This window comes from Streptomyces sp. NPDC001068 (assembly GCF_042897315.1).
Taxonomy (GTDB): domain Bacteria; phylum Actinomycetota; class Actinomycetes; order Streptomycetales; family Streptomycetaceae; genus Streptomyces.
In genome coordinates this window covers 401,054-413,216 of record NZ_JBIAYD010000011.1, presented here as the reverse complement: position 1 = coordinate 413,216, position 12,163 = coordinate 401,054, and the positions used below count along the sequence as shown (strand labels likewise).

12 protein-coding genes are annotated in these 12,163 nt (G+C 71.2%); 9 read left to right on the top strand and 3 right to left on the bottom strand.

Going from position 1 to position 12,163, the window contains the following annotated elements:
- Positions 1-10 precede the first annotated feature (10 nt).
- Positions 11-2,242 (bottom strand): glycogen debranching protein GlgX, encoded by a 2,232-nt coding sequence (glgX, locus tag ACFY3I_RS30905; RefSeq protein ID WP_390864380.1) that lies wholly within the window; start codon positions 2,240-2,242, stop codon positions 11-13.
- Positions 2,243-2,483: 241 nt separating this feature from the next.
- Between glgX and ACFY3I_RS30900 the strand changes: the two genes are divergently transcribed.
- From ACFY3I_RS30900 to ACFY3I_RS30875, 6 genes are all read left to right on the top strand, one after another.
- Positions 2,484-3,719 carry an Ig-like domain-containing protein gene (locus ACFY3I_RS30900; protein ID WP_390864379.1) on the top strand — a complete coding sequence of 412 codons (1,236 nt, stop codon included), beginning with the start codon at positions 2,484-2,486 and terminating at the stop codon, positions 3,717-3,719.
- A gap of 175 nt (positions 3,720-3,894) precedes the next feature.
- On the top strand, positions 3,895-5,121 hold the full coding sequence (locus ACFY3I_RS30895) for an Ig-like domain-containing protein (RefSeq protein ID WP_390864378.1): 1,227 nt from the start codon (positions 3,895-3,897) through the stop codon (positions 5,119-5,121).
- 56 nt (positions 5,122-5,177) lie between these two features.
- On the top strand, positions 5,178-5,945 hold the full coding sequence (locus ACFY3I_RS30890; protein ID WP_365293785.1) for an enoyl-CoA hydratase-related protein: 768 nt from the start codon (positions 5,178-5,180) through the stop codon (positions 5,943-5,945).
- Between the two features lie 305 nt (positions 5,946-6,250).
- Positions 6,251-6,754, top strand: a complete 504-nt coding sequence (locus ACFY3I_RS30885) for an ATP-binding protein (protein ID WP_365293787.1) — start codon at positions 6,251-6,253, stop codon at positions 6,752-6,754.
- Between the two features lie 63 nt (positions 6,755-6,817).
- Positions 6,818-7,624, top strand: coding sequence for a polysaccharide deacetylase family protein (locus ACFY3I_RS30880; RefSeq protein ID WP_390864377.1), 807 nt, complete (start codon positions 6,818-6,820; stop codon positions 7,622-7,624).
- Positions 7,624-8,814 (top strand): YncE family protein, encoded by a 1,191-nt coding sequence (locus ACFY3I_RS30875; RefSeq protein ID WP_390864376.1) that lies wholly within the window; start codon positions 7,624-7,626, stop codon positions 8,812-8,814. The genes ACFY3I_RS30880 and ACFY3I_RS30875 overlap by 1 nt, the downstream gene beginning before the upstream one ends.
- A gap of 9 nt (positions 8,815-8,823) precedes the next feature.
- Here the strand turns inward: ACFY3I_RS30875 and ACFY3I_RS30870 are convergent, their stop codons facing one another.
- Complete coding sequence (locus ACFY3I_RS30870) at positions 8,824-9,456, bottom strand: GNAT family N-acetyltransferase (protein ID WP_390864375.1); 633 nt, start codon at positions 9,454-9,456, stop codon at positions 8,824-8,826.
- Positions 9,457-9,509: 53 nt separating this feature from the next.
- Between ACFY3I_RS30870 and ACFY3I_RS30865 the strand changes: the two genes are divergently transcribed.
- The 3 genes from ACFY3I_RS30865 to ACFY3I_RS30855 all read left to right on the top strand — a co-directional run bounded on the left by ACFY3I_RS30865 (position 9,510) and on the right by ACFY3I_RS30855 (position 11,552).
- Positions 9,510-10,421: a MerR family transcriptional regulator gene (locus ACFY3I_RS30865; protein ID WP_390864374.1), complete on the top strand. Its 912-nt coding sequence runs from the start codon at positions 9,510-9,512 to the stop codon at positions 10,419-10,421.
- Positions 10,422-10,481: 60 nt separating this feature from the next.
- Positions 10,482-10,694, top strand: a complete 213-nt coding sequence (locus ACFY3I_RS30860) for an EF-hand domain-containing protein (protein WP_362722651.1) — start codon at positions 10,482-10,484, stop codon at positions 10,692-10,694.
- Positions 10,695-10,889: 195 nt separating this feature from the next.
- Positions 10,890-11,552: an NADPH-dependent F420 reductase gene (locus ACFY3I_RS30855; RefSeq protein WP_390864373.1), complete on the top strand. Its 663-nt coding sequence runs from the start codon at positions 10,890-10,892 to the stop codon at positions 11,550-11,552.
- Between the two features lie 42 nt (positions 11,553-11,594).
- Here the strand turns inward: ACFY3I_RS30855 and ACFY3I_RS30850 are convergent, their stop codons facing one another.
- On the bottom strand, positions 11,595-12,155 hold the full coding sequence (locus tag ACFY3I_RS30850) for a glycoside hydrolase family 25 protein (RefSeq protein WP_390864372.1): 561 nt from the start codon (positions 12,153-12,155) through the stop codon (positions 11,595-11,597).
- Positions 12,156-12,163 lie beyond the last annotated feature (8 nt).

Genomic DNA, 12,163 nt, shown 5'->3' with positions numbered 1-12,163 from the left:
GCCGGGCACCTCAGCCGGTGACCTTCAGCAGCAGCACCGCACGGGCCGGGACGGTGACCGCCGTCCCGGCCTCGTGGACCACCCCGGGTGCCTGCGTCTGGTCCTCCCGGCCGGTGTCCACCAGCACCTCGTAGCGTTCCGCCCACGGCGGCCCCGGCAGCAGGAACCGCGCCGGGCGGTCGCCTGCGTGCAGGACGATCAGGAAGCTGTCGTCCAGGACCGGTGCCCCGCGCTCGTCCCGGCCGGGGATGTCCCGCCCGGAGAGGTACATACCGAGGGTGGCGGCGGGCGCGTACCAGTCGCCCTCGGTCATCTCCTCGCCCCGAGCCGTGAACCAGGCCAGGTCGCGCAGCCCGTCCGCGGAGTGGGCGCGGCCCGAGAAGAAGGCCCGGCGGCGCAGCACCGGGTGGCGGTGGCGCAGCCGGATCAGCCGGGCGGTCAGGTCGAACAGCGGCCGCCAGTCCGGATCCTCCAGCAGCGACCAGTCCAGCCAGCTGATCTCGTTGTCCTGGCAGTAGGCGTTGTTGTTGCCCCGCTGGGTGCGGCCCAGCTCGTCGCCGGCGACCAGCATCGGAACGCCGGTCGACAGCAGCAGGGTGGTCAGCAGGTTCCGCAACTGCCGCCTGCGCAGGGTCCGTACGCCCTCGTCGGCGGTCTCGCCCTCGACCCCGCAGTTCCAGGACCGGTTGTCGCCGGCGCCGTCGCGGTTGTCCTCGCCGTTGGCCTCGTTGTGCTTCGACTGGTACGACACCAGGTCGCGCAGGGTGTAACCGTCGTGCGCGGTGATGAAGTTGACGGAGGCGTAGGGGCGTCGGCCGCCCCAGGCGTAGAGGTCGCTGGAGCCGGAGAGGCGGTAGCCGAGGTCGCGGACGTCCGGGAGGGCGCCGCGCCAGAAGTCCCGGACGGCGTCCCGGTAGTGGTCGTTCCACTCGGTCCACAGCGGCGGGAAGGCGCCGACCTGGTAGCCGCCGGAGCCGACGTCCCACGGCTCGGCGATCAGCTTCACCCGGCGCAGCACCGGATCCTGGGCGATCACCGCGAGAAAGGGGGAGAGCATGTCGACGTCGTGCATCGAGCGGGCCAGCGCCGCCGCGAGGTCGAAGCGGAAGCCGTCCACGCCCATCTCGGTCACCCAGTAGCGGAGCGAGTCGGTGATCAGGCGCAGCACGTGCGGCCGCACCACGTGCAGGGTGTTGCCGCAGCCGGTGTAGTCGGCGAAGTGCCGGGCGTCGGCCTGGAGCCGGTAGTAGCCCCGGTTGTCGATGCCCTTCAGGGACAGCGTCGGTCCCAGCTCCCCGGCCTCGGCGGTGTGGTTGTAGACCACGTCGAGGATGACCTCGATGCCGGCCGCGTGCAGCGCGCGGACCATCCGCTTGAACTCGCCGACCTGCTGTCCCGTCGTACCGGAGGCGGCGTAGCCGGCGTGCGGGGCGAAGTAGCCGACGGAGTTGTAGCCCCAGTAGTTCCGCAGGCCCCGTTTCAGCAGGTGGTCCTCGTGCGCGAACTGGTGCACGGGCAGCAGTTCCACGGCCGTCACGCCGAGGCGCGTCAGGTGCTCGACGGCGGCCGGGTGGGCCAGTCCCGCGTAGGTGCCGCGCAGGTGCTCGGGTATGCCCGGGTGCAGTCTGGTGAAGCCGCGCACGTGCAGCTCGTAGATGACGGAGTCCGCCCACGGCGTCTTCGGGCGGTGGTCGTCGGACCAGTCGTCGTCGTCGTGCACGACCACGCCCTTCGGGACGTGCGGTGCCGAGTCCCGGTCGTCCCGGACGGTGTCGGCGACCCGCTGGTCGGGCCAGTCCCGTACGTGCCCGTACACCTCGGGCGGCAGGGCGAACTCCCCGTCCACCGCCCGCGCGTACGGGTCGAGGAGCAGTTTCGCGGGGTTCCAGCGGGCGCCGGTCCACGGGTCCCAGCGGCCGTCGACCCGGTAGCCGTAGCGCTGCCCCGGCAGTACGCCCGGGACGAAACCGTGCCAGATCTCGTGCGTCAGTTCGGTCAGCGGGATCCTGGTCTCCCGGCCCTGCTCGTCGAAGAGGCAGAGCCGGACCGCCTCGGCCCCGGCCGCCCACAGGGCGAAGTTGGTGCCGGCCACCCCGTCCGGGCCGACCCGGAACCGGGCGCCCAACGGAGTGGACGACCCCGGCCAGGCGGCCGGGACGGGGAGTGCCGTCCCGTTCACCACGGGGGCCTGTGCCCTCGGGGCCCGCGCCCGTGCCCCCTGCTGCTCGGCTGCGCTCGTCACCTGTCGGCCCCTTTTTCGTTCCGCGGCTCGCCGACCCCCGGGGCGCACCCCACCCGTGTCCGGGCAGCCGTCCGTGCCCGGACTCACGGTCCCGGGCACGGTCGGCTGCTCGCTTCGGGCACGCCCGCGACGGCTCTGGCACGGGCGTGGCGGCTCCCCAGCTCGTCGTCCTTCCCTCTGTTCTGCCCAGTGCCGGGGTCGCACTCACGTTTCCCGGGGCGGGCCCGGTCGTTAGAGCCACGTGAGTCATGCACAAGGGCGCGCACGGCGCGCGGGGGCCGCGTTGGCCGCGGTACTGACATGGGCGGCGCTGCTGGCCGGAGCCGCCGGCTGCTCCTCGGACGACACCGGGGGGCTCGGCATCGACCACGTCCTCGGGGGCGCACCTCCGGCCCCCGAGGACGTCATCCGCATCTCCCCGGACGACGGCACCAAGGCGGTACGGCCCGGCGAACGGCTGGCGGTGCGGGTACCCGGCGGCCGCCTGGAGTCCGTCAGCGTCGTCAGGGCGCAGGACGCCCAGGACTTCCCGGTCCCCGGGCACATCGCCGCGGACGGCAGGGTCTGGCAGCCCGACGACCCGAAACTCGCGCTCGCCGCCAAGTACACGGTCGACGCGGTCGCCCTGGACGGCGACGGCCGCCGCTCGGCCCGCCACACCACCTTCACCACGCTGGTCCCCGACGAACGCTTCATCGGATACGTCACGCCCGAGAACCGCGCCACCGTCGGCACCGGGATGATCGTCTCCCTCGCCTTCAGCCGCGACATCGAGAACCGGGCCGAGGTGGAGCGCGCCGTGCGGGTCAGCGCCAACCCGGCGGTGGAGATCCGGCCGCACTGGTTCGGCAAGAACCGGCTCGACTTCCGCCCCGAGCACTACTGGCAGCCCGGCACGGTCGTCACCGTCGACCTCAGGCTCCGCGACGTCGAAGCCGCCCGCGGGGTCTACGGCCTGCAGTACAAGACGTTCACCTTCACGGTCGGCCGCAGCCAGGTCTCCCTCGTCGACGCGGCCCGGCACACGATGGAGGTGCGCCGCGACGGCGACCTGCTCGCCACCGTCCCGATCACCGCGGGCGCGCCGGCCCACACCACCTACAACGGCAAGATGGTGGTGATGGAGATGCACGAGGTGACCCGCATGAACAGCCGCACGGTCGGCTTCGGCGGCGAGTACGACATCCCCGACGTCCCGCACGCCCTCAAACTCACCGACTCCGGCACCTTCCTGCACGGCAACTACTGGGCACCGGACGCCCCCGGACGCGTCAACGTCAGCCACGGCTGCGTGGGTCTGCGAGACGTGAAGGGCGGCAGCTCGGACACGCCGGCGGGCTGGTTCTACGACCGAACCCTGATCGGTGACGTGGTCGAAGTGGTGAACAGCAACGACAAGACGGTCACTCCCGACAACGGCCTCGGAGGCTGGAACATGGGGTGGAAGGAGTGGAAGGCGGGCGGCGCGGTGAGGTGACCGGGCGGGGTCTTCCGGGGTCGGGCGGGGGCCGTCGTGCGCCGTCGCGGAAGTTGCGACGCAACGGTGACATTCGCCCAACACCAAGCTCAAAACCGTCCGGTTACTATGCGCAAATGCGCGGGCGGTACGCGCTGGGGTGGGCCTGACCTGGCCCTGGGAGGGGAGAACGACTTTGAACGTACGGCCGATATCGGGGGCGGCGGTCCGGGCCCGGGGCAGGGGTCTGGCCGTCGTGGCCGGAGTTGTGCTCATGGCGGTGACCGCGTGCGGGGGCGGCTCCTCGGACAAGGGGAGCGGGGCCGGCAAGGAGAAGGACGCCACGACGCAGGCGAGCAAGCAGTCCGTCGCCACCGTCAGCATCAGCCCCAGGTCGGGGGCGACCGACGTCGACACCAGCGGGACGCTCAAGGTCAGCGCGGCCAAGGGCAAGCTGACCGACGTGGAGGTCAAGGACTCCAAGGGCGGCGAGGTCGACGGCACGATAGCCGCGGACGGCGCCAGCTGGAGCCCGGCCGGGCACCTCGCCAGCTCCACGAAGTACACGGTGCACGCGGTCGCGAAGGACACCGAGGGGCGTGAGTCCGCCGAGGACTCCACGTTCACCACGCTCACGCCGAAGAACACCTTCACCGGGTACTTCACGCCCGAGGACGGTTCCACGGTGGGCGTCGGAATGCCGTTCTCCGTACGGTTCACCCGGGGCATCACCGACCCGGCCGCGGTGGAGAAGGCGATCACCGTCAAGACCGAGCCCGCGGTGGACGTCGAGGGCCACTGGTTCGGCAACGACCGCCTGGACTTCCGTCCGGAGAACTACTGGAAGTCCGGCACGAAGGTCTCCGTCACCCTGAACCTCGACGGTGTCGAGGGCCGCGACGGGGTCTACGGCAAGCAGGCCAAGACCGTGAAGTTCACGATCGGCCGCAACCAGGTGTCGATCGTCGACGCCAAGAAGCACACCATGAAGGTGATGCAGGACGGCAAGGTCGTGAAGACCCTCGCCGTCACGACCGGCAAGCCCGGGTACGACACGTGGAACGGCCAGATGGTCATCAGCGAGAAGCTGCGGGTGACCCGGATGAACGGCGAGACCGTCGGCTACGGCGGCGAGTACGACATCAAGGACGTGCCGGACGCGATGCGGCTGACCACGTCGGGCACCTTCATCCACGGCAACTACTGGGGCGGGGACGCCTTCGGCAACTACAACGCCAGCCACGGGTGCGTGGGGCTGCGCGACATCCGGGGCGGGGGTGACCGGGGGGTGCCGGCCGCCTGGTTCTTCGACCACTCGATCATCGGTGACGTGGTGACCGTGAAGCACTCCAACGACCAGACGGTGTCGCCCGACAACGGCCTCAACGGCTGGAACATGTCGTGGAAGGCATGGACTGCCTGAGTCGACCGCCCCTTCCGGCCCGCAGGTACGCGTGAACGCCCGCTAACCTGCGGGTCATGACTGTGACCCTCGAAGTCGCCGAAGGCGTCGGGACCATCCGTCTCGACCGGCCCCCGATGAACGCCCTGGACGTCGCCACCCAGGACCGGCTCAAGGAACTGGCTCAGGAGGCCACCCGCCGCGAGGACGTGCGCGCCGTCGTGATCTACGGCGGCGAGAAGGTCTTCGCGGCCGGGGCCGACATCAAGGAAATGCAGGACATGGACCACGCGGCCATGATCGTGCGCTCGCGTGACCTCCAGGACTCCTTCACCGCCGTCGCCCGGATCCCCAAGCCGGTCGTCGCCGCCGTCACCGGGTACGCGCTCGGCGGCGGTTGTGAACTCGCGCTCTGCGCCGACTACCGGATCGCCGCCGACAACGCCAAGCTCGGTCAGCCCGAGATCCTGCTCGGGCTGATCCCGGGGGCGGGCGGCACCCAGCGGCTGCCCCGTCTGGTGGGGCCGTCCAAGGCCAAGGACCTGATCTTCACGGGCCGCATGGTCAAGGCCGACGAGGCCCTCGCCATCGGCTTGGTCGACCGGGTCGTTCCCGCCGCCGACGTCTACACGGAGGCGCACGCCTGGGCGGCCCGGCTCGCGCAGGGGCCCGCGATCGCCCTGCGGGCGGCCAAGGAGGCGGTCGACACCGGCGTGGAGACCGACCTGGAGACCGGCCTCGCGGTCGAACGGAACTGGTTCGCAGGGCTGTTCGCGACCGAGGACCGTGAGCGCGGGATGCGCAGCTTCGTGGAGGAGGGGCCGGGCAAGGCCAAGTTCCGTTGATCTCGCGCCGGTTGTGAGGATCCCGCGCCTGGGGATCCCGAACCACTTGCAATTGACGTGATGTCTCATTCAGGGGTCCCTCGGCGGGACGGTTTATGGGAGCCTTAAGCCACCCTTAAGCCTGTCTTGTCGAGGGAGTCTGTCGATTGCCCGGAGATGAGTCGTCGCCGCAGCTCGGGCAGGTTGTCCGAGCCCCTGAAATGCCGTTGGTATATGCCGTTCGACCGGTATCGGACGGGAGCTTCGCGGGGGCGTATTCCTCCGGAACGGCCCCGGAAGGGGGACCGGGCGGCCATGATGGGGGCATGGCGGGGCTGGAGGGCATCGAACAGCCGCGGGGACACAGCCGTGCGGCCGCGGCGCGATGGTCGCCCACGGTCGAGGACGAGCGGGCACTCAAGGCGATCGAGCTGTTCGGCAACCCGACGGAAGCAGAGATTCCGTTGCCGTCCCGCCCCGAGTCCGCGGCGACCGCCCGCCGGCTCGCCCAGGTCGTGGTCCTGCGCCAGTGGCGGCTCAGCCCCAGGATGACGGAGGACGCGGTCTTACTCGTCTCCGAACTCGTGGGCAACGCCGTACGCCACACCGGTGCCCGCGTGTTCGGGCTGCGGATGCGCCGCCGGCCGGGATGGATCCGGGTGGAGGTGCGGGATCCCTCGCGTGGGCTGCCGTGCCTGATGCCGGTTCAGGACATGGACATCAGCGGACGGGGGCTGTTCCTGGTGGACAAGCTGTCGGACCGCTGGGGCGTCGATTTGCTGCCGCGAGGAAAGACGACCTGGTTCGAGATGCGGGTGGCCGACCGCTGAGAGGCTCGCCTGACGAGCCCCCTGTCAGGTCAATCACCCATTTTCTTACCCAATCACCCTTAAATGGGGCGGGTGACCACCTCCAACCGACGCGGCGTCCTCCGCGCAGGCGCCGGCCTCATCGCCGGAGGCACACTCGCCACCGGTTGCGGCGCCACCGGTACGGGCGCGCCACCCCCGCACCCGGCCGCCAACCTCGTCTCCGCCACCTCGACCCCCACCCCCACCCCGGCGGCGTCCACCGCGCCCGCTCCCCGGGCCTTCCCCGGGCAGCCGCTCCAGATCACCCACGGTCCCCGCGGCGCCGCCGCCGTCGCGCTCACCTTCCACGGCCAGGGCGACCCCACCCTCGCCACCCGGATCCTCACCACCGCCGAGAAGCGCGGCGCCCGCCTCACGGTGCTGGCCGTCGGGAGCTGGCTGGACGCGCACCCCGCCATGGCCCGCCGCATCCTCGACAGCGGCCACGACCTCGGCAACCACACCCAGCGGCACGTCTCCGTCAACGCCATGTCCGAGTCCGGCGCCCGCGCGGAGATCACCGACTGCGCGGACCGCCTCAGACGGCTCACCGGCTCGATCGGCAGCTGGTTCCGCCCCTCCAGGGCGCCCACCGCGTCGGAGCTCGTCGCCCGGCTCGCCGCCGAGGCCGGCTACCCGCACGTGCTCTCCTACGACGTCGACTCGCTCGACTACACCCGGCCGGGCGCGGCCGCGGTCACCCGCAAGGTGCTCGCGGAGGTCACGGGCGGGTCGGTGGTCAGCATGCACTTCGGATATCCGGACACGGCCGACGCCCTTCCCGCCGTACTCGAAGAACTCGACCGCCGCGGACTGCGCGCGGTCACCACCACGGAGCTGCTGAGCTGATGCCAACCACGAAAGCCGCCCGGCTGCCCGCCGCCCTCACCGCCCTCGCCGTCCTGGCGCTGCTGTCCGCCTGCGGCGGCGGACCCGACTCCGGGACACCGGCCGCCCCCAGTACCGTCGCCGCGCAGCCGCAGGTGAGGAAGGCCGACCCGGCCGTCGACGTACTGCCGGGCATGCCCCCGGTGCTCGATCCGCACGACGTGTACTCCGCCGACCGCCCCGGCAGGCTCTCACCCGTCGTCAAGGACTTCCCGACCCGGATCTACGTCCCCAACACCAACTCCGACACGGTCTCCGTCATCGACCCGAAGACCTACCGGGTGACCGAGACCATCAAGGTCGGCCGCCAGCCCCAGCACGTCGTCCCGTCCTGGGACCTGAAGACCCTGTGGGTCAACAACGACCTCGGCAACAGCCTCACCCCCATCGACCCGCGGACCGGCCGGGCCGGACAGCCGGTGGCCGTGCACGACCCGTACAACCTGTACTTCACGCCCGACGGCAAGTACGCGATCGTGATGGCCTCCGCGGACCGGCAGCTGGTGTTCCGGGACGCGCACACCATGAAGACCGTCAAGACCGTCCCGGTCAGCTGCTACGGCGTCAACCACGCCGACTTCTCCATGGACGGGCGGTACTTCATCGTCTCCTGCGAGTTCAGCGGCGAACTGCTCAAGGTGGACACCGCACAGATGCGGGTGCTCCGGCAGGAGAAACTCCCCTTCCACGGCGCCATGCCGCAGGACGTCAAGGTCTCACCCGACGGCAAGCTGTTCTACATCGCCGACATGATGGCCGACGGGCTGTGGATCCTGGACGGCGACCACTTCACCAAGCCCGCGTTCCTGGCCACCGGCAAGGGCGCGCACGGCCTGTACGTCAGCCGGGACTCCCGGCAGATGTACGTGTCCAACCGCGGCGAGGGCACCATCTCCGTCTTCGACTTCACCCAGAACCGGCTGACCGCGAAGTGGCGGCTGCCGGGCGGCGGCAGCCCGGACATGGGCGGGGTGTCGGCGGACGGCAAGATCCTGTGGCTGTCCGGCCGCTACAACTCCGAGGTGTACGCCATCGACACCGCCACCGGAACCGAACTCGCCCGCATCGGCGTCGGCAGCGGCCCGCACGGCCTCGCCGTCTATCCGCAGCCCGGCCGCTACTCCCTCGGCCACACCGGCATCTTCCGCTGATCCCGGCGCTCAGGGCGCGAGCAGGAGCGCCTCGGCGCCCACCGGCAGGTAACCGGCCGCCTGGAACGCCCGTACGCTGCGGGCGTTCCCCGGGGCGACCTGCGCCCACACCGGTTCACCGGCCAGCTGCCGGGCGGCGGTCACCAGGGCCCGGCCCAGCCCCGTCCGCCGGGCCCCCTCGTCCACCTCCACCGAGACCTCCAGGCGCCCCGCGACCCCCCGGCCCAGCACGACCACCCCGCCGGGGGCCGCCCAGGCCCGTACCCCGGTACGGCGGGCGCGGGCGTAGGCGACCCGGGAGTGGCCGGGGCCGGCGAGCTCGGTCAGCGGCAGGTCCGGTCGGCCCGGGAGCGGACCGGCGACCAGCAGCGCGTCGACGGTCTCCTGCTCCCGGCCGGTGCGGTCCATCAGGGCGACCAGGAACCGGGCGTTCACCGACGCGCACAGCGGATCGCAGGGGATCGCGCGCAGGGTGTCGTACACCCAGTCCGGGTCCTCGTCGGTGAAGACGACCGAGTGCGCGGTGAAGGAGATCACTCCCGCGTCCCGCGCCGAGGGCTGCGGGACGACGGTCGTACGGCCGTCGGGCGGGGGGAAGACACCACGGGCCGCGGCGTCGAGAATGTCTCGCAAGGTCTCCATGGCCGTACCCGCTCCTTGAGTCTCCACCCACTGGAAGGCCCACACTCGCAGACGTGATCGAGAACAGCACCGGACTTCTCACCATCGGCGAACTGGCGCGCGCCACCGGGCTGACCGTGCGCACCATCCGCTACTGGTCCGACGAGGACGTCCTCACCCCGGTGGGCCGTTCCGCCGGCGGCTACCGGCTGTACGACGCCGGGTCCTTCGCCCGCCTTGAGCTGATCCGCACCCTGCGCGAACTGGGCCTGGGCCTCGCGCACGTGCGGGCGGTGCTCTCCGGCGAGCGGACGGTGGCCGAGGTCGCGGCGGCGCACGTGGCGGCACTGGACGCGCAGATCAGCTCGCTCAAGGTGACCCGGGCGGTCCTGTCGACGGTCGCGCGACGTGGTTCGAGCGCGGAGGAGACGACCCTGATGAACAAGCTGGCACGGCTGTCGGCGGCGGAACGGCGGCGGATCCTGGAGGAGTTCGTCGAGGAGACGCTGCACGGACTGGACACCGTCGACCCGGAGATCCGCAAGCGGATGCTCGCCACCGTGGCGGAGCTGCCCGAGGATCCGACCCCCGAGCAGGTCGACGCGTGGGTGGAACTGGCCGAGATGGTCCAGGATCCCGGCTTCCGGGCCCGGATGCGCCGGGCGACCGAGTTCAACGCGGCCGACCGGGGCCCCGAGGTGCCCGCCGGAGCGTCCCTGTGGTTCATGAAGAGGCTCGTCGACCGGGTGGGCGAGGCGCGGCGGCGGGGCGTCGCGCCCGAGGCGCCGGAGGCCGCCGAGGTACTGCGCGAGGTACTGGGCGACGCGGACCCGGCCGCCGTGCTGGAACGGCTGGACACCGCCTTCGACGACCGGCTCGCCCGCTACCGCGAACTGCTCTGTGTGCTGAAGGGACGGCCCCTCGCCGTGCACGCGGAGGAGTTCGCCTGGACGGCCGCGGCCCTGCGGGCTCTCCCGGCCCGTTAATCTGACCTGCGACAGTACGCCGACACGGCGCAGGCAATACGAAACAAAAGGGGCGGATCGGTGGCGGACATCGAAGAAGCGCGCACTCACTTCCAGCGGATCGATGCGGACGGTGACGGGTTCATCACCGCCGTCGAGTTCAAGACCGCCCTCGCGCAGGGCGGCGACTGGAACGTCACCGAGACGGTCGCGCAGGCGATCATCAACAGCCGCGACCTGAACGGCGACAAGGTGCTGTCGTTCGACGAGTTCTGGGCCCACCTGAGCAAGTAGGCACCAGGGGCGAGGAACGCGGGGCCCGGATTCCGGGCCCCTTTCTCATGCCCCGGAGCCGACGCGCACGGTCCGGCGGGGTGCCCGGATCCGTTCCCCCGGTCGGGCGACCCGTGGAATAGGTCACGCGAGGCCGGGGTTGTCGCCGCATGCCAGTGCATGCATGCGTGTGCATCGAATCTCGAAAGGCCTGTCATGAAGATCGGCATCATCGGCGCGGGCAACATCGGCGGCAACCTCACCCGGCGGCTCACCGCCCTCGGCCACGACGTCTCCGTGGCGAACTCGCGCGGCCCCGAGACACTGGGCGGACTCGCCGAGGAGACGGGAGCGACGGCCGTACGGGCCGAGGAGGCCGCACGCGGCGCCGAGGTCGTGGTCGTCACGGTCCCGCTGAAGGCCGTCCCGGACCTGCCGGCCGGGCTGCTGGACGGCGCGGCGGCGAACGTCGCCGTGATCGACACGGGCAACTACTACCCGCGTGAGCGGGACGGCCGCATCGACGAGATCGAGGACGAGGGCGTCACGGAGAGCCGCTGGACCGAGCGGCGGATCGGGCACCCTGTGATCAAGGCCTTCAACGGCACGTACGCCCAGGACATCCTGGACCGCCACCGTCCCGCCGGCGACCCCGGCCGGCAGGCCCTCCCGGTCTCGGGCGACGACGAGGCGGCCAAGAGGGTCGTCCGGGACCTGATCGACGAACTCGGCTTCGACACGGTCGACAACGGCGGCATCGACGACTCCTGGCGCCAGCAGCCGGGCACCCCGGTCTACGGCCTGCGGGACGGTGCCGAGGCCGTACGCAAGGCCCTCGCGGAGGCGTCCCGGGAACGTCCGCAGGGCTTCCGGGGATAGCGGCCCTTCCGCCCCGCCCGCCCGGGACCCGGCGGGCGGGGCTCAGGCGTCCTTCACCGCCCAGGACTTGAGCGCGGCCTTGGAGGCGAAGTCCGCCACGTTCTTGTCGTGCGGGTCGCTGGTGTACTGGTGGAAACGCCAGTTGGCCTGGATGCGCGGGTGGCCGGCGCTGACGTAGTCCGCGATCCAGAGGCCGTCACCGGCGAACGAGGTGGTGTCGACGTTCAGCCAGAAGTCGCGGTTGGTGTACAGCACGACCCGGTGGCTGGGCCGCAGTTGCTGCACGGTGCGGATGAACCGGTCCTTCTCGGCGTTGCTCGCCCGGGTGCCGTCGCCGGTGGTCTCCCAGTCGACGGCGAGGATCTCACCGGCCTTCTCCGGGGCGTGCGAGACGAAGTACTCGGCCTGGGCGGTGAGGTTGCCGGGCCAGAGGAAGTGGTAGTAGCCGACGACCAGTCCGGCGTCGCGGCCTGTCTTGGTCTGGGCGGCGAGCCTGGGGTTGACGTACGAACGCCCCTCCGTCGCCTTGATGAAGACGAAGGAGAGGCCGTCGGTGTCGTAGGCGGAGGACTGGTACGCGCTCACGTCTATTCCGTGCAGCATGTGGGGGA